The organism is Flagellimonas olearia (assembly GCF_004150225.1).
Classification (GTDB): domain Bacteria; phylum Bacteroidota; class Bacteroidia; order Flavobacteriales; family Flavobacteriaceae; genus Flagellimonas; species Flagellimonas olearia.
The window spans coordinates 46672-73407 of sequence record NZ_ML142909.1 but is presented as its reverse complement, the minus strand read 5'-3'; the positions used below and the strand labels follow the sequence as shown (position 1 = coordinate 73407).

General features: G+C 44.2%; 28 protein-coding genes. 15 read left to right on the top strand and 13 right to left on the bottom strand.

All coding sequences use genetic code 11. The features are described 5' to 3' along the window. Nucleotides 1-102 precede the first annotated feature (102 nt). Genes DN53_RS09265 through DN53_RS09250 form a run of 4 tightly spaced genes read left to right on the top strand, consistent with a single transcriptional unit; the run spans nt 103 to nt 3057 of the window. Nucleotides 103-666, top strand: a complete 564-nt coding sequence (locus tag DN53_RS09265) for an RNA polymerase sigma factor (protein ID WP_129654124.1) — start codon at nt 103-105, stop codon at nt 664-666. Beyond that, nucleotides 663-1223 carry a hypothetical protein gene (locus DN53_RS09260; RefSeq protein ID WP_129654123.1) on the top strand — a complete coding sequence of 187 codons (561 nt, stop codon included), beginning with the start codon at nt 663-665 and terminating at the stop codon, nt 1221-1223. Before DN53_RS09265 ends, DN53_RS09260 begins: the two co-directional genes overlap by 4 nt. After that, the gene (locus DN53_RS09255) at nt 1204-2295 is read left to right on the top strand and encodes a DUF4097 family beta strand repeat-containing protein (protein WP_129654122.1); all 1092 of its coding nucleotides are present in this window, start codon (nt 1204-1206) and stop codon (nt 2293-2295) included. The genes DN53_RS09260 and DN53_RS09255 overlap by 20 nt, the downstream gene beginning before the upstream one ends. 36 nt (nt 2296-2331) lie before the next feature. Beyond that, on the top strand, nt 2332-3057 hold the full coding sequence (locus tag DN53_RS09250) for a head GIN domain-containing protein (protein ID WP_129654121.1): 726 nt from the start codon (nt 2332-2334) through the stop codon (nt 3055-3057). A 78-nt stretch (nt 3058-3135) separates the two neighbouring features. Here DN53_RS09250 and DN53_RS09245 read toward each other — a convergent pair whose 3' ends face one another. The 4 genes from DN53_RS09245 to glgB all read right to left on the bottom strand — a co-directional run bounded on the left by DN53_RS09245 (nt 3136) and on the right by glgB (nt 9810). Continuing rightward, nucleotides 3136-4461, bottom strand: a complete 1326-nt coding sequence (locus DN53_RS09245) for an MFS transporter (protein ID WP_129654120.1) — start codon at nt 4459-4461, stop codon at nt 3136-3138. Nucleotides 4462-4569: 108 nt separating this feature from the next. After that, a complete protein-coding gene (locus tag DN53_RS09240) occupies nt 4570-5379 on the bottom strand; it encodes a M48 family metallopeptidase (protein ID WP_129654119.1) in 810 nt (269 codons plus the stop codon). 39 nt (nt 5380-5418) lie between these two features. Continuing rightward, nucleotides 5419-7818 carry a glycoside hydrolase family 31 protein gene (locus DN53_RS09235; protein WP_129654118.1) on the bottom strand — a complete coding sequence of 800 codons (2400 nt, stop codon included), beginning with the start codon at nt 7816-7818 and terminating at the stop codon, nt 5419-5421. 96 nt (nt 7819-7914) lie between these two features. Continuing rightward, nucleotides 7915-9810: a 1,4-alpha-glucan branching protein GlgB gene (glgB, locus tag DN53_RS09230; protein ID WP_129654117.1), complete on the bottom strand. Its 1896-nt coding sequence runs from the start codon at nt 9808-9810 to the stop codon at nt 7915-7917. 157 nt (nt 9811-9967) lie between these two features. Between glgB and DN53_RS09225 the strand changes: the two genes are divergently transcribed. The 6 genes from DN53_RS09225 (at nt 9968) to DN53_RS09200 (ending at nt 13915) form a co-directional block, all read left to right on the top strand. Beyond that, nucleotides 9968-10546: a collagen-like protein gene (locus DN53_RS09225; RefSeq protein ID WP_129654116.1), complete on the top strand. Its 579-nt coding sequence runs from the start codon at nt 9968-9970 to the stop codon at nt 10544-10546. 116 nt (nt 10547-10662) lie between these two features. After that, nucleotides 10663-11154: a peptide-methionine (R)-S-oxide reductase MsrB gene (gene msrB, locus DN53_RS09220; RefSeq protein ID WP_129654115.1), complete on the top strand. Its 492-nt coding sequence runs from the start codon at nt 10663-10665 to the stop codon at nt 11152-11154. A 13-nt stretch (nt 11155-11167) separates the two neighbouring features. Beyond that, entirely contained in the window at nt 11168-11575 is a 408-nt protein-coding gene (gene msrB, locus DN53_RS09215; RefSeq protein ID WP_129654114.1) for a peptide-methionine (R)-S-oxide reductase MsrB, read from the top strand. After that, nucleotides 11575-12111 (top strand): DUF1572 family protein, encoded by a 537-nt coding sequence (locus DN53_RS09210; RefSeq protein ID WP_129654113.1) that lies wholly within the window; start codon nt 11575-11577, stop codon nt 12109-12111. The genes msrB (DN53_RS09215) and DN53_RS09210 overlap by 1 nt, the downstream gene beginning before the upstream one ends. A 120-nt stretch (nt 12112-12231) precedes the next feature. Continuing rightward, a complete protein-coding gene (gene lpdA, locus DN53_RS09205; RefSeq protein WP_129654112.1) occupies nt 12232-13623 on the top strand; it encodes a dihydrolipoyl dehydrogenase in 1392 nt (463 codons plus the stop codon). A gap of 10 nt (nt 13624-13633) precedes the next feature. After that, nucleotides 13634-13915 (top strand): DUF3817 domain-containing protein, encoded by a 282-nt coding sequence (locus DN53_RS09200; RefSeq protein ID WP_129654111.1) that lies wholly within the window; start codon nt 13634-13636, stop codon nt 13913-13915. Here the strand turns inward: DN53_RS09200 and aroQ are convergent. The 4 genes from aroQ to DN53_RS09180 all read right to left on the bottom strand — a co-directional run bounded on the left by aroQ (nt 13907) and on the right by DN53_RS09180 (nt 16138). Further along, nucleotides 13907-14323, bottom strand: a complete 417-nt coding sequence (aroQ, locus tag DN53_RS09195; protein ID WP_116219266.1) for a type II 3-dehydroquinate dehydratase — start codon at nt 14321-14323, stop codon at nt 13907-13909. The two genes, DN53_RS09200 and aroQ, sit on opposite strands and share 9 nt — an antisense overlap. Nucleotides 14324-14404: 81 nt before the next feature. Beyond that, nucleotides 14405-14914 carry an outer membrane beta-barrel protein gene (locus DN53_RS09190; RefSeq protein ID WP_129654110.1) on the bottom strand — a complete coding sequence of 170 codons (510 nt, stop codon included), beginning with the start codon at nt 14912-14914 and terminating at the stop codon, nt 14405-14407. A gap of 166 nt (nt 14915-15080) precedes the next feature. Next, complete coding sequence (locus DN53_RS09185; RefSeq protein ID WP_129654109.1) at nt 15081-15539, bottom strand: hypothetical protein; 459 nt, start codon at nt 15537-15539, stop codon at nt 15081-15083. Between the two features lie 80 nt (nt 15540-15619). Next, nucleotides 15620-16138, bottom strand: a complete 519-nt coding sequence (locus DN53_RS09180) for a hypothetical protein (RefSeq protein ID WP_129654108.1) — start codon at nt 16136-16138, stop codon at nt 15620-15622. 226 nt (nt 16139-16364) lie between these two features. On the opposite strand from DN53_RS09180, the gene xerD reads away from it, so the two are divergent. Beyond that, a complete protein-coding gene (gene xerD, locus DN53_RS09175) occupies nt 16365-17261 on the top strand; it encodes a site-specific tyrosine recombinase XerD (protein ID WP_129654107.1) in 897 nt (298 codons plus the stop codon). 29 nt (nt 17262-17290) lie between these two features. Here xerD and DN53_RS09170 read toward each other — a convergent pair whose 3' ends face one another. Further along, nucleotides 17291-18601: an NAD(P)/FAD-dependent oxidoreductase gene (locus DN53_RS09170; RefSeq protein ID WP_129654238.1), complete on the bottom strand. Its 1311-nt coding sequence runs from the start codon at nt 18599-18601 to the stop codon at nt 17291-17293. A gap of 100 nt (nt 18602-18701) precedes the next feature. Here DN53_RS09170 and DN53_RS09165 point away from each other — a divergent pair, with 100 nt between their 5' ends. From DN53_RS09165 to DN53_RS09155, 3 genes are all read left to right on the top strand, one after another. After that, nucleotides 18702-20129, top strand: a complete 1428-nt coding sequence (locus DN53_RS09165) for an amidohydrolase (protein WP_129654106.1) — start codon at nt 18702-18704, stop codon at nt 20127-20129. A gap of 67 nt (nt 20130-20196) precedes the next feature. Then, on the top strand, nt 20197-20691 hold the full coding sequence (locus tag DN53_RS09160) for an RNA polymerase sigma factor (RefSeq protein ID WP_129654105.1): 495 nt from the start codon (nt 20197-20199) through the stop codon (nt 20689-20691). A gap of 3 nt (nt 20692-20694) precedes the next feature. Further along, entirely contained in the window at nt 20695-21339 is a 645-nt protein-coding gene (locus DN53_RS09155; protein WP_129654104.1) for a hypothetical protein, read from the top strand. On the opposite strand, the gene DN53_RS09150 is transcribed toward DN53_RS09155, so the two are convergent. Then, entirely contained in the window at nt 21336-22148 is an 813-nt protein-coding gene (locus DN53_RS09150) for a lysophospholipid acyltransferase family protein (protein WP_129654103.1), read from the bottom strand. The two genes, DN53_RS09155 and DN53_RS09150, sit on opposite strands and share 4 nt — an antisense overlap. A 36-nt stretch (nt 22149-22184) precedes the next feature. Further along, nucleotides 22185-22826: an NUDIX hydrolase gene (locus tag DN53_RS09145; RefSeq protein ID WP_129654237.1), complete on the bottom strand. Its 642-nt coding sequence runs from the start codon at nt 22824-22826 to the stop codon at nt 22185-22187. Between DN53_RS09145 and DN53_RS09140 the strand changes: the two genes are divergently transcribed. Beyond that, a complete protein-coding gene (locus tag DN53_RS09140) occupies nt 22825-23547 on the top strand; it encodes a peptidylprolyl isomerase (protein ID WP_129654102.1) in 723 nt (240 codons plus the stop codon). The two genes, DN53_RS09145 and DN53_RS09140, sit on opposite strands and share 2 nt — an antisense overlap. A 29-nt stretch (nt 23548-23576) precedes the next feature. On the opposite strand, the gene DN53_RS09135 is transcribed toward DN53_RS09140, so the two are convergent. Both DN53_RS09135 and DN53_RS09130 read right to left on the bottom strand, forming a co-directional pair. Continuing rightward, nucleotides 23577-26228, bottom strand: a complete 2652-nt coding sequence (locus tag DN53_RS09135) for a TonB-dependent receptor (RefSeq protein ID WP_129654101.1) — start codon at nt 26226-26228, stop codon at nt 23577-23579. After that, nucleotides 26225-26734, bottom strand: a complete 510-nt coding sequence (locus DN53_RS09130; RefSeq protein ID WP_129654100.1) for a DoxX family membrane protein — start codon at nt 26732-26734, stop codon at nt 26225-26227. The genes DN53_RS09135 and DN53_RS09130 overlap by 4 nt, the downstream gene beginning before the upstream one ends. Nucleotides 26735-26736 lie beyond the last annotated feature (2 nt).

Below are 26736 nucleotides of genomic sequence, written 5' to 3'. Positions count from 1 at the left end.
CATTTGTTAAAAGGCAATTCCTGTGCCATTAAAATTTAAAAATTCCAAAAAAAGTGTAACAATTGATAAATTCATACCTCTATAAGACAAACCATTCATTTTTTGAGCCACCAAAATGAACATATTGACGCACTGCTGGAGCTGTGCCTAAAAGGCCAACAAAGTGCACAAATGGAGGTTTACAATCGGTATTACAGGGCCATGTTCAACACGGCTTACCGAATTGTAAAAGACTCGGCCGAAGCGGAAGATGTAATGCAGGAATCGTTCTTGAGCGCGTTCACGAAACTGCACACATTTAAAGGTGAGGTCACTTTTGGCGCATGGTTAAAGCGGATTGTGATCAATAACAGCATTTATCAGTACAAAAAGCAGCAAAAAACAAAGGCTGTGGACTTGGATGACATAATGTACAAGGTCGAAGATAATGATGAAGTTGCTCCAGACCACAATGGTTACACAGAACTGAAGGCTCAAAAAGTGATGGATACCATGAAAAGTTTGAAAGACAATTACAGAGTTTCTTTGACCTTACATTTAATTGAAGGTTACGATTACGAAGAAATCAGTGAGATTATGAATATAAGCTACGCCAATTGCAGGACTACTATATCACGAGCCAAGGAAAGCTTACGAAAAAAATTGAACCAAAACGTTTTGCCATGAAAGAGGATAATTTAGACCAACTGTTTGAGAGGCTGCACGGACAATTTGACCTTGAGGAGCCCCAAAACGGGCACCAAGGACGCTTTTTAGAGAAACTGAACCAAGACAAGGGCACAATTTCCCTGAACAAAAAGAAGGTGAACTGGTGGAAACCGTTATCCATTGCAGCATCCATTGCGCTGATTGGCGTACTGTCCTTTCAGGCATTGGGGCCAAAACCCAGTTTGAAAGAGCAAGTGGTCAAGATCGCTCCGGAGGTTTCACAGACCGAGTTTTACTTTGCCAATCTTATTGAGCAACAGGTAGAGCTATTGGAAAGCGAAAAATCGCCCGAAACAGCCCAATTGGTTGATGACACGCTATTTCAGTTGCAAAAGCTAAAAAACGATTACGAATCCCTGGAAGAGGATTTGGTCAATGGGGGTGACAGCAAAATTATCTTGAACGCCATGATCACCAACTTCCAGACCCGAATAGATTTATTAAAAGAGGTATTGAACCAGATAGAAAACATCAAAAACTTAAAATCATTCAATGATGAAAACATTACGATATAAAATCACCCTTTTGGCTTTAGCCCTAATCCCTCTTGCACTAAGTGCAGGTACGGGAGAGATGGAAGGCAAGTACACCAAGGAAAAGACCATTAAAAAAGAGTTTAACGTAAACTCCGATGCACTCTTTAAAGTGAACAACAGCTACGGCAACCTCAACATTACCTCATGGAATGAAAACCGGGTGGTCATCGAGGTCAACATCAAGACCAATGGCAATGACGAAGATCGCGTGCAGGAGCGCTTGGATGAAATTGATGTGGATTTTGAGAACAGCTCCAGCATGGTATCGGCCCGTACCCTGTTTGGGGACCGCGGTAGCAGTTGGGGATGGAACTGGGGAAAGCGAAGAAACGTAAACGTACAGGTAAACTATACTATTAAGTTACCTGTTAAGAACAGCGTAAACCTGAGCAATGACTATGGAAACATCTTCTTGGACCGCATAGATGGACACGCCAAAATAAACTGTGATTACGGCAAGATCGATGTGGGTGAACTGCGGGGCCGAAACAACGAACTTAAGTTCGACTATACCTCCCGATCCACTTTTGACTATATCAACAGTGGTGAAATTGTGGCCGATTACTCAGGCTTCACGATTCAAAAGGCTGGCAATTTGCGCATTCGGGCCGATTACACCAACGCTGTCATAGAAGAAATGGGAGATTTGGACTATTCCAGCGATTATGGGTCCATAGAAGTGAACAATGCCAAAAACGTGACCGGAAACGGGGACTACATTGGAGTAAAATTGGGAGAAATCCATGGCAATGTTTCCATAACCGGGGATTATGGTTCCTTAAAAATAGATCGATTGGCCCCTGATGCCGGTGATGTAACCATTAGAACGGACTACACCGGAATAAAAATAGGGTACCATCCCGAGTATGCTTTTGATTTTGAGATCAGGACGGAATATGCCGGCGTAAGCGGCAAGGATGATTTTGAGCTGAACATCAGCATAGAAAAATCACATGAAAAGTATTTCAAGGGATATTACGGAAAAGAAAACTCCGGTAACATGATAAACATTACCAGTGATTATGGGGGCATCACCTTCTATCAGAATTAATAAATCAAATCAAAAAACAAAACTAAAAACACAATCATGAAAAAACTCATCACACTAGCACTGGCATTTTGTGCCGTAGCCACCACCAACGCCCAATGGGGAAAACGCATCAATGGGGATGGCAACATCGTAACCATTGAACGTTCGGTGGGCGATTATGACGAGGTGGCCTTGGCCGGTTGGTTCGATGTGGACCTGGTATCCGGCAAAGAGGGGGAACTTACCCTTGAAGGGGAATCCAATTTATTGGAACACATTAAAACCGAAGTCAAGAACGGCACTCTACTCATTAAAGTGGAAAAAGGGGTAAACTTGAAACCATCTTCTTGGGGCAAAGGAATCCGAATCACCGTACCGGTTGAATCCATAAGTTCGGTATCGCTATCCGGTTCTGGGGATATTGTTGGCAAAACCACTTTGGAAGCCAATGATTTCAGCACTAGGATTTCTGGGTCTGGCGACGTTTCGCTGACCGTAAACGCCAAAAGTGTGAACGCTGCCCTATCCGGCTCGGGTGACATCAATCTTTCCGGTAAAACCACTGACCTGGACATCCAAGTATCGGGTTCCGGCGATGTAAAGGCCTATGAACTTGAGGCCAATTTCGTTACCGTTGCGGTTTCCGGTTCTGCCGATGTCAGGGTTACCGCAAATGAATCCATACAGGCCAGAGTTTCAGGTTCAGGCGATATCAGCTACCGAGGCAATCCCAAGAAAATCGACAGTAAATCATCAGGCTCCGGAGATATTTCAAAAGGATAAAGGAGTTTAGCCATCAATCAAGAAACCAAAAGGCCCCGACAAATGTCGGGGCCTTTTGTGTATAATGTATGATGTTTTCTATTTTCTGGTGCTGTTGACCCTAGTCAACAGGTAAATCCCTATCAAAAAGAACAAGCCCAGAAAGATGGTACTGTTCCGCATACTCCCCGTGAGTTGGGCCACGGCTCCATATAAAAATGTACCGATGATGATTCCTATTTTTTCGGCCACATCATAAAAACTGAAAAAGGATGTGGTATCCGTGGTTTCGGGCAAAAACTTGGAATAGGTAGATCGGGACAGGGCTTGGATTCCCCCCATCACCACCCCAACAAAACTTGCCGCAATGTAAAAATCCATCGGGGTTTGCAAGAAATAAGCATACACACACAAGGCCACCCAAATGCAATTGATGACCATAAGGGTATTGATGTTTCCATACTTTTTTGATACCCTTGCCGTGACGGTAGCTCCAAAAATGGCTACAATTTGAATCACCAGAATACTGATGATCAGCCCCGTGGTACGCTCACTATCCGAGCCCCAGGTGATTTCTTCTTCCCCAAAATAGGTAGCGATGAGCATAATGGTCTGAACGGCCATACTATATACAAAGAAGGCCCCTAGATACCGCTTTAATCTTGTGTTTTCACCCAATTGGTGCCAAACGCTCTTTAATTCCCTAAATCCGTTGAGCACAATGTTTTTTCGTTCCCCTTCCCTCTTATAGCCTTTTGGGAGATGGGCAAAGGTGTATTGACTGAAAAGTATCCACCATATCCCTACGGAAATAAACGAATATTTCATGGCCTTGATCTCGGCCACTTCGCCCCCATTATCGGTTATGCCGAACACATCAGGCTGCATTACCATGGCCAAATTGAATATCAACAAAATAACACTACCCACATACCCCAATGAAAACCCTTTGGCGCTTATTCCATCCTGCTGTTCAGGAAAGGCTATATCCGGCAAATAGGAATTGTTGATGGCGAAACTCACCCAAAATCCGACCAAGCCAAAGAAATAGCATACCAGTCCAAAATAGATATTTTCCAATGAAAACCAGTACAAACCGATACACGATAAGGCTCCGAGGTAACAGAAAAATTTTAGGAACAATCTTTTGTTGCCCAAATAATCGGCAATCCCAGAAACCAATGGGGTTACAATGGCAATGAACACAAAAGCAAGCGAGGTCACATAACTGATCAACGGGGCACGGGCTATCTCTCCACCAAATATGACCACTCGCTCTATGCCCGCTACCCGGAACAGGGCTCCGTAGAAAATGGGGAAAATGGCCGAGGAAATGACCAAACTGTATACGGAATTGGCCCAATCATAGAAAGCCCAAGCGTTCAATAGTTTTTTACTTCCCTTTAATGCCAATGCCTGTGCCATGTATAGTGTCTAAAAAAGAAGATGTCATCCCGATGGCTAAAAGACCCATCGCAGATAAAAATAGGTCTTTAACGTATTCGAAATGACATCTTTATGTTATCAATCAATTTACTTAAATGAGGTTACCCCAAACTTTCTCGCCTCTTGTTTGGCGGCTGGTGCCCAAGCGGTCAAATTTTGGATTCTGGTATCGTTGGAGGGGTGTGTGCTCATAAATTCTGGAGGAGCCTGTCCCCCTGATTTTTCTTTCATCCGTCTCCATAGATTGGCAGCCTCATCAGGATTATATCCTGCAATGGCCATAATCTGTAGTCCAATCCTATCGGCTTCGGTTTCATGGCCTCTACTGAAGGGGAGCATAACCCCCAAGGTAGACCCCAATCCATAGGCTTGGTTGAACATGTTGCGTTTTTCAGGATCCTGTATGGCCACATTCCCGGCCACGGCCCCGATCTGCTGTACCATACCGGCACTCATCCGCTGTGCTCCATGATCTGCCAAGGCGTGTGCCACTTCGTGGCCCATTACCACTGCTACTCCGGTTTCCCCTTGGGCTATAGGTAAAATTCCAGTGTAAAACACAATTTTTCCCCCAGGCATACACCAAGCGTTGACGGTTTCGTCCTGCACCAAATTGTATTCCCATTTGTAATCCTTAAGGTAGCCTGGATAGCCATTGGAATCCAACCAGCGTTCCGCCGCAGAGGCAATCCGTTGGCCCACTCGTGCAATCATTTGCGCATCCGATGTTCCGGTGATCACCTTGTTCTCGCCCAAAAACTGATCGTACTGGGCAAAGGCCATGGGGAAAATTTGACTATTGGGGTAGAAATTCAATGTGCTCTTCCCCGTAAATGGATTTGTTTTACACGCAGCAACTACCAAAAAAATGGAAGCGGTAAGAATAAATCGTTTCATAATATGTGAGAGTGTTTAGTCTAGGAAAAGTACAAAAAATTATTTTCCGATCAGGTGGAGTTCCGTGAAATCCTTGGTCACTTCTATGGAGTTGTTACCATTCAATTTGATTTCCGAAAAGTCAACTTCCTCATTATCTACCTCAACGGTTCCAATGGTGAAGGGAAGACCGTGAAAATTCAGTTTAAAAGTGTTATAAGAAGTGGTGAAGTTTCCATCCTTGAACTGTTGAATGATCAATTCATTTTCCTTACCTCGCAACCTGAACTTTCTAAGACTGAACCGTCCTTTCTTATAATCATACCCGTCTTGCTGGTCCTCATACACACTGGAATTCTCTATCCCTTCCTTGTAATATACATCGATCCTTAATTCTTTGATTTCCTTTTCACCTACATACTGTTGCACCGGATATTTTGGTATCATGGCCCCTTCTTTTACGTAAAGTGGAATCTTATAAATTTCTGCAGGCACCCATCTTTCAACTCCTCCTTCAATCACTTCATCTGTCCAGTAGCTGTACCAATTTCCCCTTGGGAAGTACATGCGCCTACCCTGCGCATTGGGCTCTTGTACCGGACATACCAACATGTGTTCCCCAAACAGGAACTCATCGGTTCTAAAGTGGGTCTGGGTATCTTCCTGGTCATAAAAAACCAAGGATTGTAGCATGGGCATACCATTGTTGATATACTTATAGAACATGGTATAGAGATAGGGCAGCAATTGATAGCGAAGCTCTATATACTTTCGAACTATATTGGTGATTTCCTCGCCAAAGGACCATGGTTCCTGGTCCCCATGGTCCCCGCTGGAATGCACCCGGCAAAACGGATGGAAAATTGCCAACTGTACCCATCGGGCAAACAATTCTCCATTGGGCTGTTCCGCAAAACCTCCAATATCCGATCCTACAAAGGAATACCCACTCATACACATCCGTTGCATTTGTACGTTCGCGATCCATAAGTGTTCCCAAGTTGCCACATTGTCCCCAGTCCAAGTAGCACAGTATCGCTGTGTCCCTGAATATGCGGCCCGCGTCAACACAAAAGGCCTTCTTGGAAAGGTATACTTCTTAATCCCTTCATAGGTGGCTCTCACCATTTGCATCCCATACACATTATGCGCTTTTCTATGACTACAGGGGTGGCCATCATAATCGTGACGTACATCCAGATTGGCCGTTTTGGAAGGAACTTCCATAATGGCAGGTTCATTCATATCGTTCCAAACTCCACGCACCCCTATCTCAGCTATCATTTCCTTATACAGGCCTGCCCACCATTCCCGAACTTCGGGGTTGGTGAAATCTGGAAATTTACATTCCCCTGGCCATACTTTTCCCTTAAAATGGGGCCCATCTGCCCTCCGGCAGAAAAAGCCATTATCCATCGCCTGTTGATATACCCAATAATCACGGTCGATTTTGATTCCAGGATCGATCATGGTAACCACCTTAAACCCGTCCTTTTCCAACTCCTGCACCATTTTTTTGGGATTGGGAAAATAGCGGTTGTTCCAAGTAAAGCACCGGAATCCTTCCATATAGTCAATGTCCAAATAAATGGCGTCGCAGGGAATATTGAGTTTTCTAAAGGTAGCGGCGATTTTCTTTACGTTTCGTTCTGGATAGTAACTCCATTTGGATTGATGGAAGCCTAAGGCCCAAAGGGGTGGCAGCTCCGGAACACCGGTCAAATCGGTATAGGCTTCCACTACTTGGCTCATTTTGGGTCCGTAGAAAAAGTAGTAGTTCATCTCGCCCCCATCGGCCCAAAAACTGGTCACGTTCCTTTTTTCATTGGCAAAATCAAAATAGGTGCTGAAAGAATTGTCAAAAAAGATACCGTAAGCCACACTTTCCTTGAGCCCGACATAAAAGGGAATGGCCTTGTACAATGGCTCCTGGTCCTTGCCATACGCATAGGAATCCGTTACCCAATTGTTCAATCGCTTGCCCTTCAGGTTGGTATGCGAAGCCTTGTCGCCCATTCCGTAATAACTCTCCCCGGAATGACATATTTTACTCATTTTGACCACGTTGCCGCCAAAATCATAGTTCTCTTCCCAATGAAATCCCAGCTCATCCTCATTGAGCACATTGTCTTCCAAATCTGTTATCTGGACCTTGAGATTGGATTTGTTGATGTAGATTTTGATTTTATTGGTGGTAACCACATATTCAGGAATCTCGTCCTGAACCTCAAGTTGGTTGAACCCCGTGTTCACATCATCGCTGATGGCGTAGGAGAAATCCGGTTCAAAAACATGCTCGGTAGCATACCGAAACCGTACCACACTATCCCGTAAAATGGACACTTCCAAAATAACCCCGTTCTGGGTGGTAAAAAGGAGTTTTCGGTTCTCCTGTTTAAAGTCTACTATATGATTGGGGTGCTGATTGCCCCGTTTCTCTATTTCCGTGTTGGTTATCATCTTCAGTTTGTTGAGACTAACAAAAGAAATACTTTAGGCGGACAAAATAAAAAGATGTTTTGAACAACATGCCACTATATCGTTATAGTTTGGCCGCTATTTGTAGACAACGATGGATAAGGGCGGAAGTGTCATCAAAACGGACTGTAAATGTCCGTTCCAAGACGTTTTTCCCGGCTTAAGGGTTTTTTTGCCCATTCCACTTCCTGAATACTTGGCATCATCGCTATTAAAAACCAATTTCAGTTGGGAGGTCTTGGGAACCCCGACCCTATAGTTTTCACGGGGAACAGGGGTAAAATTGCAGACCACGATCATATCATCCTTAGGGTCGTTCCCTTTTCGGATATAGCTGACCACCGTATTTTCCTGATCGTTGTATTCTATCCATTGAAATCCATCGCTACTGAACTGTTTGTCGTACAGTGCAGGGTTGGTTTTGTACAGTTTGTTCAAATCCTTGATAACTTTCTGTATTCCAGAGTGAAAATCATATTGGGTAAGGTGCCACTCCAAGCTTTCCTGAAAATTCCACTCGGAAGATTGCCCAAACTCACCCCCCATAAAAAGAAGGTTTCCTCCCGGGTGGGTGAACATGTACCCAAACAGCATCCTCAAATTGGCAAAACGTTGCCATTCGTCCCCCGGCATACGGTACAAAAGGGATTGCTTTCCATAGACCACCTCATCATGGGAAAAGGGCAGCATGAAGTTCTCTGTAAAAGCATAAGTCAAGCTAAAGGTAATCTCATTAAGATCATAAGAACGGTGGATAGGGTCCTTTTTAAAGAACTCCAAGGTATCGTGCATCCAACCCATCATCCATTTCATACCAAAACCAAGTCCACCAAAATGTACTGGTTTCGTCACCCCGGAAAAGGCAGTGGACTCTTCGGCAATGGTCTGCACACCCTTAAAACTCCCGTATACTTCTTGGTTCATTTCCCGTAAAAAGGAAATCGCCTCCAAATTTTCATTGTTGCCATAGATATTGGGCTCCCACTCCCCATCTTCACGGGAATAGTCCAAGTAGAGCATGGAGGCCACGGCATCTACCCGGAGCCCGTCCACATGGTATTGATCCAGCCAAAAAATGGCATTGCTGATCAAAAAGGCCCTGACCTCGTTCCTTCCGTAATTGAAAATAAGGCTCTTCCAATCTGGGTGGTAGCCCCGTCTTCGGTCTGGATGTTCATAGAGATGTGAACCGTCAAAAAAGCCCAATCCATGGGCATCTTCAGGAAAATGGGACGGCACCCAATCCAAGATCACCCCAATGCCCTTTTGATGGAATTTATCCACCAACAGCTTAAAATCCTCTGGCTTGCCAAATCGGGAGGTTGGGGCAAAATACCCCGTCAGCTGATACCCCCAAGAGGGATCATAGGGATATTCCATGACCGGCATGAACTCAACATGGGTAAAACCCATTTCGTCCACATAGTCCACAAGCTCATCGGCCAATTCCATATAGGAAAGATATTCCCAGCCATTTTTCTTCCGCCAAGAACCCAAATGCACCTCGTAAACGGAATAAGGTCTGTCCAACCCATTGTGTTTTTCCCGTTCGTCCATCCATTTTTTATCCTTCCAGTTGTGTTCCGCGTTCCAGACCATGGAAGCCGTTTTGGGTGGTTGTTCGCAATACCGGGCAAAGGGATCCGCCTTTTCGGTCGAAATGTCATTGTTGTGCGACTGTATTTTGTACTTGTACTTGGTGCCTTGGTCAACCCCGGGGATAAATCCCTCCCAAATGCCACTGGAATCCCACCGGACATTGAGTTTATGTTCATCGGCGTTCCAATGGTTGAAATCCCCAATGACCGACACAGATTTTGCCGAAGGTGCCCAAACCGCAAAGTAAGTGCCCTTTACACCTGCCACTTCCGTAAGATGGGATCCCAATTTTTCATACAATCGAAAATGTTTTCCCGCCTTAAAAAGGTCAATATCAAACTCTGTGAACAAACTATGGGCAACTACCTTAGACATATTTGTGTTTTAGTATTCACAATATAATACTTCTTGGCCAAGATTACGATTTTCATCAAATCCTTTCAAAGAAAATTGTACTTGGTGAAAAAATGGAATGCTTTTTGATTTTGATGAAAAAAGAAACCTGATGAATACAAATCAAAAACCAAGAATCATGAATAAATTCAACACAATTATTGGCGCTTTTATAGTCTTGTTCACCGTTGCCTGCGAAGGCCCAGAAGGCCCTCCTGGCCGGGATGGATTTGATGGCCTGGACGGTTTGGACGGTCTTGACGGCATCCAAGGACAAGTAGTGGAAGTGGATGGAATAAATTTTGATTATGATGGCGATGCCAATCTCTTCAGCACCTTGATCAATTATGGTGATGTCACCGATTTTGAGACCATTCCGGAAGACGCCGTTTTGGTGTATCGATATACCGGAACCGTGGATTTGGATGATGGCAGCACTGCCGATGTTTGGAGCCAGATTCCACAAAATTATTTTCTGCCCGAAGGCACCATCCAATATGTTTTTGAGCATACCTATGTAGATGTGGAACTGTTCATCGATGGAAATTTTGACCTTTCCACCCTGAGCACGGATTTTACGGACAACCAACTTTTCAGGATTGTCTTTATCCCCAGTGAATATGCAGATGCCTCAAAAATGGACACCTCCAATATTGAAAATGTAATGTCCTCTTTGGGCATTGGCGAAGACCAAGTGAAGAAATTGGAATTGCAATAATTTTCCAGTCCGCAATATGAATAAAAGTCCCTTTCTCCGAAGGGACTTTTTCTTTTTATGGTATTTTTGAAAGGATACTGCCAAAACTGCGTCTATTCATTAAAAGAGTCAGAAAAATGGGAAAAAAATTGTTTTTAGTGGCCTTTCTAGCCTGTTTAGGGTGCAAGGGCATATCGCAGGAAAAGAAAAATGAATCCGAAAAAGAGGTGGCCTACAAGGTAACCAAAACCGATGCGGAATGGAAAGCAGAGCTTACCGAAGTGGAATATTATGTGCTCCGTAAAGCGGCTACCGAAAATGCATTTACCAGCGACCTTTTGGAAAACAAAGAAAAGGGAACCTATGTCTGCGCAGGTTGCGGCACCCCGGTTTTCCGAAGTGAAAACAAATATAGGTCCGGTACCGGTTGGCCCAGCTTTGACCGTGAGATTGAAGGAAATGTGGCCTATGAAGAAGACAACTCGTACGGTGTTACCCGAATAGAGGAACATTGTGCCACCTGTGGCGGACATTTGGGCCACGTTTTTGATGATGGTCCTAAAAAGACTACTGGGAAAAGACACTGTATCAATGGAATTGCCTTGGATTTTATTCCTGATGGCAAGTAAACCACCCCATTCTATGGATAAGAAATACGGTATGGAAAAAACCGAGGAGGAATGGCAACAATCCCTTTCCCCCGAAGAATATTACGTTTTACGTCAAAAAGGCACGGAACGCCCATTCACTGGGCAATACAACCTCCATTTTGAAAATGGGGACTATCACTGCAAGGCATGCCATGCCAAGCTGTTTGAGAGCGAACACAAGTTTGAAAGCGGCTGTGGATGGCCTTCTTTTGATCAAGCTGTGGAAGGGGCCATTGAATATATCCGTGATACTTCCCATGGTATGATTCGTACCGAAACCATCTGTGCCAACTGTGGTGGACATTTAGGGCATGTGTTCAATGACGGACCCCAAGAGACCACAGGGCAGCGGTATTGCATCAACTCCGTGAGCATTGGTTTCAATCCTTCTGAAGAATAATGGATTTTCAAAAAGAGTATATCGCAAGTGCCCTGTTCGAATTCCATCGGTACAAAACCATGGGCGATAAAACCTTTGCCCAACTTTCCAATAGTGACATTCTGTGGAAGTATAGCGAAACGGACAACTCCATCGCCATCATTGTAAAACATATGGTGGGAAATATGTTGAGTAGATGGACCAATTTCCTGACCGAGGATGGTGAAAAAACCTGGCGCAACAGGGAACTGGAGTTTGAAGAACCCTACACCTCCAAAACTGAACTATTGGCCGCTTGGGAAAAAGGATGGCAGTGCCTGTTCACAGCCCTGGAAAGCATCAATGCTTTCAATTTTGATAGTAAAATAAAAATCCGTGACGAAGAGCACTCCATTCCAGCGGCCATCAATCGACAGTTGGCCCATTATGCCAGTCATGTTGGACAAATTGCCTTTGTGGGAAGAATGATAAAAGGAGACGAATGGGTATCACTTTCCATTCCAAAAGGGGGCTCCCAAGCCTTCAATCAAAAGATGTTCGGCAAAGACCCGAACTGATTTCACAAACAAAGCCAATTTTGCCTTTTTCAAGCTTGGGATTTGGGGATTGAATTCCGTACTTTTGCACCTGCCTGCCCAAAGGCTGGCTTCCAATTTAACAACTAAAATCAAGATCTAATGAGCAAGTTCGACGTAATTGTTCTGGGCAGTGGTCCCGGTGGATATGTTACCGCAATCAGGGCCTCACAGCTAGGATTCAAAACCGCCATTGTGGAAAAGGAAAGTTTGGGAGGCGTTTGTCTCAATTGGGGCTGTATCCCCACCAAGGCCCTTTTAAAATCCGCCCAGGTCTTTGAATATCTGAAGCATGCCGAAGACTACGGACTTAGCGCAAAGGATGTGGATTACGATTTTGGTGCCGTGGTAAAGCGAAGCCGTGGTGTGGCCGAAGGCATGAGCAAGGGCATTCAGTTCTTGATGAAAAAAAATAAAATCGAGGTTCTTAACGGATATGGTAAGGTACAACCCGGTAAAAAAGTCTTGGTAAAAGGAGAGCATGGTGATACTGCCGAGTACTCCGCAGACCATATCATCATCGCCACAGGGGCCAGAAGCCGTGAATTGCCCAGTCTACCGCAAGATGGTAAAAAGGTGATCGGTTACCGTGAGGCCATGTCCTTGGAAAAACAACCTAAAAAAATGATTGTAGTAGGTAGTGGTGCCATTGGTATCGAGTTTGCCTATTTCTATAACTCCTTGGGCACGGAAGTGACCGTAGTGGAGTACTTACCCAATATTGTTCCTGTTGAGGACGAGGACGTATCCAAGCAGTTGGAGCGTAGCTTCAAAAAGGCCGGGGTAAAAATCAAGACTTCCGCGGAAGTGACTAAAGTGGACACTTCAGGTGATGGTGTAAAAGCCACCGTAAAAACGTCAAAAGGTGAAGAGGTTTTGGAAGCCGATATCGTTCTTTCAGCCGTGGGTATCAAAACGAATATTGAAAACATTGGCTTGGAGGATGTAGGAATCGCTGTGGACCGTGATAAAATCTTGGTGAACGATTATTACCAGACCAATATCCCAGGATATTACGCCATTGGCGATGTAACTCCCGGCCAAGCATTGGCCCACGTGGCATCTGCCGAAGGTATTCTTTGTGTTGAAAAGATTGCGGGAATGCATGTTGAGGCATTGGATTATGGAAACATCCCCGGATGTACCTACTGTATCCCAGAAGTTGCCTCAGTCGGTTTGACCGAAAAACAGGCCAAGGAACAAGGGTACGACATCAAAATTGGAAAATTCCCATTTTCTGCCAGTGGTAAAGCCAAGGCCAGCGGAAATGCAGACGGGTTTGTAAAAGTCATCTTTGATGCCAAATATGGTGAATGGTTGGGTTGCCATATGATCGGAGTTGGTGTAACCGATATGATCGCCGAAGCAGTAGTGGCCCGAAAACTGGAAACCACAGGCCATGAAATCCTTAAAGCGGTACACCCTCACCCAACTATGAGTGAAGCCGTTATGGAAGCCGTAGCAGCTGCCTATGATGAAGTAATCCACATTTAATCCAAAGAATATGCTTAAACTTTTTAGGGCCACGGCCATTCTGGAAGGTATTTCCTATATCGCTTTGTTTGGGATGACCATGCCCTTGAAGTATTGGGCCGATATCATGGAACCCAATAAAATTGTGGGCTACGCCCATGGGGTTCTCTTTATTTTATATGTGGTTTTGGCCGTAGCATTTTGTTGGCAGCGCAAATGGGGCATCAAAAAGTTTGTGATGCTCTTTATGGCCTCCCTATTGCCCTTTGGGACTTTTTATGCGGATGAAAAGTATCTGAAGGAACTAGCCTAGAAAACTCTGGATGGCCAAATCATAGCTTTGTAATCCAAAACCAAGGATAACTCCTTTGGCTCCCGGTGATATGTAGGAAACATGCCTGTATTCCTCCCGTTGGTGGGTATTGGATATATGTACTTCGACCACTGGGGTGGAAACCGCTTTTACCGCATCCCCCATACCCACCGAAGTGTGGGTGTATGCCGCAGCATTTAGGACTATTCCATCATAATCAAACCCTACTTCCTGTATTTTACCTATGAGCTCCCCCTCAATATTGGACTGAAAATATTCCAATTCCACTTGCGGGAATTTTTGTTGCAATTCGGCAAAATAGTCTTCAAAAGTGGTGCTGCCATACACTTCGGGCTCCCGTTTTCCCAACAGGTTTAAATTGGGCCCATTGATGATCATTAGTTTCATATCGTAAAAGTACCAATTATTTTAAGGCATAAAAAAAGCGGAAGTGAAGACTCCCGCTTTTTTGTGTTTTGTTGAACTTGATTAGTTAAATCTATATCCAGCTCCAAAAGTTAGGGTGTTGATGTCCACAACATCGCCAAAATCTCCTCCTCTGGATACTTGAAGACCATATCTTGCTTCCACAAACCAGTTGTCATCGATTTGGTATCCACCACCAAAAGCAATGTCAAGACCAAACTCACCATCAGGCATATCCTCCAATAGGTAATTGATCTGTGGACCAGCCTGAATGTTGAAGTTGTTTATTTTGTATTTGGCCATCACTGGAATATAAAGTGAGGTCAAATCATCTACAAAACTAAAAAGTACGGAAGGTTCAATGTCAAACTCTTCGGATGCCACAAAGTTATAGCTACCACCCAGATAAAATCCAAGCTCACTGTCGCTTACACTTCCAAACAAATTATTTCCCGTATCCACTTTCATAGACACATTGTTAAGACCTGCCTTGACCGCGAATCCTTCCTGGCCATAGGTGTTTGAAACGATTACACTAGTAAAAAATACTGCTAAAACAATTAATTTTCTCACGATGTATAAATTTTAGTTGAGGGCACAAATATAGCAATGCCACAAGGTTAAGAATAATAGGAAATTTGGAATGTTTTTATTATATCAACATCGAAATCCTATTTTTTTGCAAAAGGAACAGGGTTTCACTGCTCCTTTTTTTTAATCATAATTTATTTAATATCAATTAGTTGAATGCGAATTGCAATCCAAATCCGAAGGCACCCACTTCATTGTTCCCATCGCTGAGCACAATGGCCGGTCTCCAATCAAAATTGGCCACAAAGGGCACTCCGTTCACCTTAAAATCCAGTCCCAAATGCGGGCGTAAGGCAAAAGCATTATCCATATTGTCCACTAGCATAATACTCGGGCCTGCCCCGGCATACCAACGCAAGCCTCCAGCGCCAACGAATCTTTTGTGGTACGAATACAGGATGGTGATCATGGTAGCCCCATCCTCAAATCCCAAATCGGCCTGACCCACATGGTTGCTGGTAAAGAAATACTTTCCAGTAGCCCCAATAAAGGTGGCACTATTAACCGCATCAACACCAAGACCCAAAGCAGCTTTATAGCTCGTTTGGGATTTCACAGTTACCGTACCCAATAGGGCAAGGCCAAAAACAACTAGTAATTTTTTCATTTTTCTAAGTTTATGGTTTATACTAATTCAACTGTGCGATTTGAGGCTGTGCCCAGTTTTTCTTTGGATCTCTTTACATATCAGAACAGGAATAGCACCCCAAGGGCCACTATGGAAAAATTTCCATCATTGCTGATATTGATATAGGATACATTGAGTTCCGTGTTCCCTGTAATATTGTATCCCATGGAAGGTTTCACATAAAACCCTCCTTCGTTGCCCTCATTGATACCCACGGCGTAACCCACGTCGGCCCCGAAATTGAAATCATATGTTGGATAAATTCGAAATGCTCCGGCCAAAGGGACAAACTGAAAATCTTCAAACTCGCTTTCCACGGTAACATTGCCCACGGTAACTGTATTGGTTTCCCCAAAGGCATTGATAAAACCTGTTGCCAATCCGGCATCAACAAGTTCCGATACGCCCCAAAAGTAGGCCATGTCCAACCCAACGCTGAATTTGGATATATCCGCAGCGTCCCCAACGGGAATACCTGCCTGCAGCCCCGCCTTAAACCTGGTTCTGTCTACCTGTTGTGCCATTGCGGAAAAGGACAATACCAATAGGCCTAGTGTCAATAAAAATGCTTTTCTCATTATTGTTAAATTTTTGTAATGGCTAAAACGTAACAATACGGGATATAGTGTATTTTCGTAGTAAAAACCTTACAAAATGACCTTTTTTTAAATCCAATAAAATCTTTGTGAAAAATATCCAAACTTGAAGTTCCAATCAGCTCCCATTTGATCAAAGGCCCTTTTGAATTGACCAATCGTTCAATTACATCAAATTTCTACCCATTATTGTTTCTATATTTAAACCATGAACTGGAAACAGGCAATACAGGACTACCAGAATTATCTGAAGATTGAACGCGGTCTCAGTAAAAATTCCATTACCAATTATTCTCTTGACCTTCAGAAGTTGATCAACTATCTGCAAGACCATGAAATGGAAACATCTCCTGTTCAAATTGATATGGAGACGGTCCAAGGATTTATTTATGCCATTGCCAAAACGGTAAATCCCAGGACACAGGCCAGGGTCATTTCGGGCTTGAAAGGCTTTTTCAACTACCTCATTTTTGAAGATTACCGAGCGGATAATCCCATGGACCTCATCGAGACTCCCAAGATAGGCCGTAAACTGCCGGATACCTTATCCATTGACGAAATCAATGACCTTATCTTGGCCATTGACCTATCCAAGCCCGAAGGAGAGCGGAACCGGGCCATTCTGGAAACCCTTTATGGATGTGGCCTCAGGGTTTCGGAGTTGTTGAACCTTAAACTTTCCGACCTCTATTTTGAAGAGGACTTTATCAAGGTTACAGGAAAAGGCAACAAACAGCGGTTTGTTCCCATCAGCGATATCAACAAAAAATACATCAATATCTACCGAAACGAAATACGGGTGCATCTACCCATTAAAAAAGAGCATGAAGACATTCTTTTTCTTAACCGAAGGGGAAAACAGCTTACTAGGGCCATGGTCTTCACCATAATCAAACGTTTGGCAGAAAAAATCGGACTAAAAAAGAGCATCAGTCCGCATACCTTTAGACATTCCTTTGCCACCCATCTTTTGGAAAACGGGGCCGATTTAAGGGCCATACAGCAAATGTTGGGGCATGAAAGTATTACCACTACAGAAGTGTACATGCATGTAAACCGTGCCCATTTGGCCAAGGTACTGAATGAATATCACCCTAGAAAATAGGGCTTAAAAGAACAATAAGGTTATTGGGATCAGCTCCCCTTTTTTAGCTGATTTTTCAATCCCTGATTTTGTTTTTTATAGGGTCTGATGATCAATCGGGCTTCGCGATCGAACCGGATATAGTTGTAGACCCAGTTGATGAACACCACTACCCTATTCCTAAAACCGATGAGGAAATACAAGTGCACAAACATCCATACAAACCACGCAAACACACCTTGGAACCTGAACTTTGGAAGGTCCACCACAGCTTTATTCCTTCCAACGGTGGCCATACTTCCCTTGTCCTTGTAAACAAAAGGCTTCATAGGCTTCCCATCAATCAGCCTTACTAAATTATCACCTAAGTTCCTGCCTTGTTGTATCGCAGGTTGGGCCATCATGGGATGACCATGGGGAAAAGTCTCAGATTCCATTTGAGCCACATCACCAATGGCAAATATGTTCTGGAACCCTTCCAGCTGATGGAATTCATTCACTTTTAGTCTATTTCCTCTACACAACAGCTCTTTGGCATCCAACCCTTTGATACTGACCGCCTGCACTCCTGCTGCCCATACCAATGTGGCCGATTCAAAGGATGTTTCCGTGTTGGTGGTTACCTTATTTCCATCATAATCCGTGACCCTGATGTTCTTCCACACATTTACGCCCAAACGCTCCAAAAAATGCTCTGCCTTTCGCGAGGCCTGCTCACTCATGGCCGGTAAAATACGCTCCCCACTCTGGATCAGGTTTATTTGGGCCCTTCGGGTATCCAAGTCTGGATAATCTTTGGGCAAGATCCCTTTTTTTATCTCGGCCAGTGCCCCTGCCAGCTCAACACCCGTTGGCCCTCCCCCCACAATCACAAAGTTCATAAGGGCATCCCTTTCATGAAGGTCGTCCGTAAGTAGGGCCTGCTCAAAATTTTCCAAGATTAGACTCCTGAGGTTCAATGACTGGGGAATGGTTTTCATGGCCATACCCTTGGTCTCGATATTCTCGTTCCCAAAAAAATTGGTCTCAGAGCCTGCTGCCACGACCAAATAATCAAAATTGATTTCACCAATATTGGTCTTTACTTTGCGAGACGCAGTGTCTATTGTCATGACCTTGGCCAAACGGAAGTAAAAATTGGGATAGCCCTGCAACACTTTTCGAATGGGGTAGGCAATGGAGTCCGGTTCAAGCCCCCCTGTTGAAACTTGATACAACAAGGGTTGAAAGTTGTGATAATTATGCTTATCAAGCAAAATTACCTGCATTTCCTTTTTACTGAGTTTCTTAGCTAGTGCGATGCCCCCAAAACCGCCGCCAATGATTACGACCCTTGGGAAACTGGATTGTGGAATATTCATTGTGGACATGGATGTAAATGTACACATTCCACTGCAGGCAACTCTCCATAAAAGAGGCTTTTTTTAGTATATTTAAAGCCTGACTAAAAACTTCAAGAAAATGAAAAATACCCTACTAATCGGTATGGCACTTGTTCTTTGTAGTGCCATAGGCTTTTCCCAAAAAAATCAAAAAACCATTTTGAACGAACTGGATACAAAAACCCAAGAATACGGTGATATCGCCCATCAAATTTGGGACCTTGCCGAAATGGGGTATTTGGAAGAGAAAAGTTCCGCTTTACTGCAAGAAACCTTATCCGATGCCGGTTTCTCCATTGAGAAAGGAATCGCCGGTATTCCCACGGCCTTTAAGGCCGAATATGGCTCCGGGTATCCTGTAATCGCCATTTTAGGGGAATATGATGCCCTCCCCGGGCTATCACAACAGGCTGTTCCAGAAAAGACATCAGCCAACAAAGCTGCAGGGCATGCTTGCGGACACCACCTTTTTGGAACTGCTTCCACAGCTGCTGCCATTGCCGTAAAGGACTGGTTGCAGTCCAATAAGATACAAGGAACCATTCGGTTTTATGGATGTCCTGCCGAGGAAGGTGGGTCTGGAAAAGTATACATGGTACGGGAAGGGGTCTTCAATGATGTGGATGTGGCCCTTCACTGGCATCCGGGAGCACAAAATGCTGCCAGTGCCGGAGCTGCCTTGGCCAACAAATCGGCCAAATTCAGATTTCACGGTATTTCGGCCCACGCCGCAGGAGCCCCGGAAAGAGGTAGATCTGCATTGGACGGTGTTGAAGCCATGGATAATATGGTCAATATGATGCGTGAGCACATTCCCCAAGATGCACGGATACACTACGTGATCACCAATGGTGGAAAGGCACCCAACGTAGTACCCGACTTTGCCGAAGTCTACTATTATGCCCGACATGGCAAAAGAGATGTGGTCATTGATATTTTCGACCGAATTGTAAAAGCTGCCGAAGGAGCTGCATTGGGAACAGGCACTACCATGGATTATGAGATGATTGGGGGTACCCACGAGCTTTTACCCAACCTGACCCTTCAAAAAATCATGTATGACAACCTCACCAAGGTGGGTGGGGTAACCTATACGGATGAAGAAAAAGCTTTCGCTGAAAAAATTTCCCAGACCTTGGGAGCAAAAACCTTGGATTTGAAGACCGCTGAAACCATACAACCCTACCAGGAAGAAGCCAGAGCTTATGGTTCCACGGATGTGGGTGATGTAAGCTTCACCGTACCCACGGCAGGTTTGGGGACGGCCACCTGGGTCCCAGGAACCCCTGCGCACAGCTGGCAAGCCGTTGCGGCCGGAGGCACTTCCATAGGCACCAAAGGAATGATGGTCGCTGCAAAGACCCTTACTTTGACTGCCATGGATATTTTTAAAAACCCAAAAACCGTTGAAGCCGCCAAGGCAGAGCTTATTGAAAGACGCGGGGAAGATTTTAAATATATTCCTTTATTGGGCAACAGGCCCCCGGCATTGGATTATAGAAAATAGGACATTTTTGTGGTAGTGTAACAAAAACGGTTTTATTGCTACATATAAGCAAATCACTTACCAACCATTGAACAAAGAACTGGAACATCGTTTTGTGACGGAGCTTGAGAACAATCAAAATATTGTTCACAAAGTATGTAGCCTATATACCAACGACAGGGACTCCCATAGTGACCTCTTTCAAGAGATTACCATACAACTATGGAAAGCCTATCCGAAGTTTAGGGGAGACTCCAAATTCAGCACATGGATGTACCGAGTGGCCCTGAACACGGCCATTACCATGTATCGAAAATCAAAAAGAAGGGTACAGACCCAAGATTATGATTCGGTAGTACACAAAATCAAGGCCGACACCTATGATGATACTGAAGAACGACAGTTGAAATTGATGTATGATGCCGTGAGACAGCTTGGGGATATTGACAAAGCGTTGGTATTTCTGTATCTTGAAGACAAAGATTATTCCGAAATAGCGGAAACCTTGGGGATTACCGAGGTAAATGCAAGGGTTAAAATGAACCGGGTGAAAAACAAATTAAGAACCATATTAAATCCGTAGACCATGGTGGATGAATTGGAACTCTTGAAAAAAGATTGGCAGAAGAAGGAGGCGCAGCTTCCTAAACTTACCTATGACGAAATCTACAAGATGATATGGAAAAAATCATCTTCCATCGTAAAATGGATTTTTTACATCAGCCTTATTGAATTTGTATTCTGGGCGGGGCTTAACATCATGTTCAGTGATGCCGAGTCCATGGAGGAACTCAAGGCGATGCACATCCATACTGCCATCATAGTACTTAACCTGATCAACTACGGCATCATTTTATATTTCATCTATAAGTTCTATACCAACTACCGAAAAATATCCTTCACGGACTCTTCCAAAAAACTGATGAAGACCATTTTGGACGTCAAAAGAACGGTCACCCAATATGTTTGGTTCAATCTGGCCATTTTTACCGTCTCCATGATCATCAGTATTTACGGAATCCTTATTTATGACTCCAAGGGGCAGCAAATTGTTGAAAATGCCGTACAAAATGGAGATACCACCATCTTTTGGGTCATGGTCGTGATCATATCCATAGTGCTTATTGCCTTACTTTTATTACTGATATGGTTGTTCTATAGACTGCTCTACGGCATTCTTTTAAAACGGCTCAAACAAAATTATAGGGAACTGGAACAATTGGAAGTCTAATCGCCCCGGTAGCTGTATCTCCTTTTTTGATTTTCTGCTTCGTAGGCCGCTAGCTCTTCTTTGGAGATGACCTTTAAGAAAGAAGGATGCTGCTCAATGGCGTATTCCAATTTTTCCAAGATAGAATCAATGGACTCGTTATCATAATCAATATCCAAAGGCGGTTTGATCTGCATGGACTGTAAAATCCCTTTCTTTTTGACCCGAAGTCCCTTTTTATCAAACGAACGTCTAAACCCATCAATGACCACCGGCACCACCACGGGTTTGTACCGCTTTATAATATGGGCAGTTCCCTTTCGTAAGGGTTTCCATGGGGTTGTGGTACCTTGAGGGAAGGTAATCACCCACCCATCGTCCAAGGCCTTGGCTATATTGCTGATGTCACTGAATTTCACCTGTCGGTTCACATCCTGCCCATCGGCACGCCATGTGCGCTCAATGCTTATAGATCCCGCATAGGCCAAAATTTTGGTGAGCAGACTTTTCTTCATGGTTTCCTTGGCCGCCACATAATAAATATTGAGCTTGGGATTCCAGAGATAGGCCAAATTTTTAATGGAATCGTCCCTCCCCTTCAAACTGGCATTGAAAACGTGGAACATGGCCACAACATCAGCAAAATAGGTCTGGTGATTGCTTACAAAAAGCACATTGGTCTCCGGCAGGTCACGTATCACCTGGGAGCCTTCTATTTCAAGGGTATTGAATCCTTTATAACGCTGATGGGTCATTGCTCCCGCAACGCGTATCAACCAGCGTTTTAAAAACAGGATATGACCAAAAGGATTTTTCTTGAATAGACCCATAGTACAATTGTTGGGGGCAAATTTACAAAATAGCGGTCAAAGCACTTGCCGTAAAAGTTCCCTAATCTCGCTCAGCATCATGGCCGTAGCACCCCAGACAGTATAACCATTTAATTTATAAGCGGGTACACGAATGTTTTTTGCATAGGAAGTAGTCAGGATTTCCTCAATCAGGTTGGCATCATCCAAAAAATCCTTTACATATACCTCCACCAAACGTTCCACTTCGGTTTCCTGGAGGACAAAAGGTTCTGGTTCTGGATAGATTCCCATGAAAGGAGTTACCATAAAATTGCTTGGGGGAATATACACATTGCTGAGTTCCTTGATTACCTCAACCGCCGCAGGGACCACCCCAACCTCTTCATGGGTCTCGCGAAGCGCCGTGTCCAAAAGGTCCCGATCCTCAAGCTCCACCTTGCCACCTGGAAACCCTATTTGGTTGGAATGCACACCTTCGTAAGCCTTACGAAGAATCAGCAGCAACCTTGCCTCTTGTTCCACATCTGGATAAAATAGGGCCATGACCCCTGCCTTCTTGGTTTTTCTTTCCTCTACCCTATTGGATTTTAACCATTGCACCCGAAGTTCCGGAGACATTTTATAGTGGGATTCCTCCCCGGGTAGGGGAAGATCTTTTATTTTTAGGGCTATTTCACTAAAATCGATAAAATTCATGGTATTGAAAGCATCGGCTTTGGCCACAAGTATACTATTATTTTTTCTGGTATCCTGTGGAGAAAACCCTAAAAAAGATACATCCAAAACAACGGAAAACAGCTTTAAAAAGGATTCCATCCCAGCTGAAAGCAATAAAACCCCTGAGCCCGAAGAGGAAAAAGAAGAAGCCTTTGTGTTGGATGAGGAAAATGCCATCGACTTCTTTTTTGATTATGCCAAGAACCTTAAGAAGGACAAGGTAAAACTCACCACTACCATGGGAAGCTTTACCATTGAGCTCTTTGACAATGTTCCTTATCACAAGGCAAACTTTATTTATCTGGCCCGCAAGAAGTATTTTGACAGCACCCAATTTCATCGAGTGGTGAAGGATTTTATCATCCAAGGAGGAAATTCCGATGACAAAAAAACGGCCCAAAAACGGGTTAAAATAGGAAGATACCTGCTTCCGCCCGATACCCAAAAAGGACACAAGCACCATAGGGGTACCATATCCATGCCCAGTAGCGAGCGGGACAACCCACACAAATTGGCCTCCCCGTATGAATTCTTTATTGTAGTCACCAAACCAGGGTCTTACCATTTGGATGGTGCTTACACGCCCTTTGGCCGCGTCATTGAAGGAATGGATGTTGTGGACGCCATAAACCAAGTTCCCGTTGGTGATGGGGACTGGCCTTGGAAAAGCATATACATCCTAAAAGCGGAAGTACTTTAACCTTCCACAGGGACCATCAAAAGGCTGACTTATATTTTCAGGTTGATCCCGAATATGATTTGCCTGAACCCTCCTGCAAAAACCCCAGAAGTGGCCCTGTTCAACCGTGATGCCCTGTACACCCGGTCCGTTATGTTCTTCCCGTTCACAAAAACTGTGGCGTCCATTTGGTCACCTATTTTAAAATCATAGTTGACAAAGGCGTCCACCGTGGTAAACGATGGCAATTTTCCAATGGCACCATCCGCCGATTCCTGTTCAAAATTGTGGAACTCGGTAAACTGTTCGCCCACATAATGCAAATTGATACCACTTGACCACCCTTTCCAATCATGATTTAACCCAACGGTCATGTTGATTTTGGGCGTGTAGGGTGCCTCGGCATCTTTGATGCCCCCATCGCCAAAGGTGATGATGCTCCTGGTAATGTTGGGAAAATCCGAAGCATCCAAAGTTGCATCCGTCAGTAAGGTCTCCCCTCCTCCATTATCGGCATAAACCTCATAGGCATTTCGGTTCGAATTCACTTTCTGGATATATTCATTTTGGGTGTCCGTGCTATGCACCACTTGGGAAAAAAGATCTTTGTCTTCCAGCCTACCTTCTTTTACCTTGGAATGCATGTAGGTAAGGTTTCCCAATAAATGGAGTTGATGCCCTCCATCGTTCAAAACTTCGGCATTAAAGGCCATTTCCACTCCTTGTACATTGATCTTTCCCAACTCTTGAAACACCTCATTGCGCCCCCCGGCATAAAAATTTCGACTGGCATTGTGGAAATAGGTCAATTGGCCATTGATGCTGTTCCCAAAAAGACTGCCACGCCATCCCACTTCCTTGTTCCAACTCAGTTCCGGGTCAATGTTTATACTTTGCCCTTCTAGTGGATTGGTCACCACACCATCCTGTTCCACCAAAAAACCAAAGACTTTGGATGGAGCGATCATTCCCTGATAGATGCTCCCGAAGAATTCTCCATTCTTATATTCACGATTGATGGTGAGTCCCGGTAAAAACTGATCATACACATTGGGCTCCCTACCCTCTGTTGTACCTTGAAGGGTGGGGTCTTGGGCTTGTGCAATCAAATCTTGACGGTACATGTCCACATGTTCAAAGCGTAAAATGGGAATGACGCCTATCTTACCTATTTGAAACTCGTTCCTCACATAGCCATTTACGGACCATAATCGATACCAAAGGTCTTTGGTAGCTGTCCCATAGCGTGCCCATCGGGTGTTATCGGCCTCCAAGAACACATCTTTAAAGGTTTCCCTGTGCAGGTTGATACTAGCTTCAAAATGACTGGGGGCATTGAATGCCTCCCATGCGGTCTTGAAAGTTTCCTTAATTCCGGATACCTTATAAATCCAACGGCTATCGGTCGTACTTTCCAATCCGTCCACCACACGACCTACAATGACATAGTCTTCATCATCAAAGGATTTTCCGTTCAGGTAGCCATACCGTTGGTTAAAAATATCTGGACCTACATAACCCTGCACCTCAGAGGCCCTTACCTTGGTAGTGACCTGTCGCCACCAATCCCTTTCAAAATCAGAAGCATACACCTTGGTCGTAAAACTGGATTGCTCCGTGGGCAGCCATTTGTGGATAATGTCCACTCCATATCGCCTCATGGTAAACTGATCGGCATCCAATGGGTTTTGGGTAGGATCGGTCTCAAAGGTAAATGGGGTCTGGGAACTCAAAGAGGCCTGGTTATCCTCAAACTGTCCACTGACTTTGAAGTACAGGGATTGATTCTCGGATAATTTGGCAAAAATCTTGGCGTTCAGATTCAATATTTCCACGGAGGAATTGTCCGTGAATCCATCGAACTTTTTATATACACCTTCCACCAATCCACCTATATTGTTCCAAGTACCTCCGTAGGAGAACAGTCCTGATGTATAATTGCGCTGACCTCCCGTGAGTTTTAACCGCAAGGTAGGTTTTTGGGGTGGCAAGGCAGTAATGTAGTTTACTGCACCATACATATTATTGGGTCCGTATTTGAGCATATCTGCCCCCTTGTATACTTCTATGGAAGCAATCCGATCACTTACAGGATTGTAATAGGCGCCTGGAGCTATATACGGTGCCGGGGCAGATGGTGTCCCATCCTCCATGAGCAATACCTTTTTTGATCGTCGCCCCCAAGACCCACGTATACTAATGTTGGGCCTGTTGGACAATCCCATGTCCCCAACAATGTTGACTCCGGGAATGGTACGCAGTACTTCCTCCGTACTCAATGGATTGATTCTCTTTAATGCAACCGGATTAATACGAAAATTACTGCCCTTAAAATCCTCTTTAAAGTTTTGGGGCGAAGCGCTCACAATAACCTCATCCAAAGTAGTGTTGGCCCTTTTGAGTTCCAAGATTCCCAAATCACTGGTGGTAGAGGTTATGGTAATCTGCTTTTCTTCATATCCCAAATACTTTATCAGGATGCTTTGTGTTTCTGTATCGACATTGAATTCGAAGTATCCGCTTTCATTGGTGACACCCCCCAATTGACCATTCTGCAAAATAATTTGCGCCCCGATCAAGGGTTGTAAATCGGTAGCATCGACCACCCTGCCGGTGAGTTTGGTTTGCGAAAAAGAGGAAATACTTAAAAATAGAAAGCATAGGAGGGTTCCCAGTAAGTGGGATTGCCTTTGTTGTATCATTTACTTTTTTTGAGATTTTTTTGATGGATCCTTTCACCAATCAATCCTAAACGATGGAGTCCTGCTGGTGACGGAATTGAATATTTGAGCTTGTTTTTGATATGCTCCGCACTAAAATCAACAAGATTTAAAAGTGCCGCAATGATGATAAGGTTCTTAATGATATACTGGCCCACCAAGGTTAGATAGAGCGGTCCCTCGCCAAAGGCCTGATCAGGAAAGAAAAGCAAAGGCGAAAAAGTGAATACCATATGTGCCAAGGCCAATACCGCCATGGTCCTGCGCCATAGGTTAAATATCAGGCATACCCCTATCATGGTTTCCCAAAGGGCCAATAAAATTATAGATACGGTATCCGGGATAAGACCGAACGTAAGCATATGAATGGTACTCTTGGCCAAGCCTTCGGCCGGACTGAGGTCCGGAAAAAACTTAAGGGCCCCAAACCACAGATATACCACCCCAATGGTAATTGCCAGAAAATTGTGCTTTGCGGTCTGCTTCATAC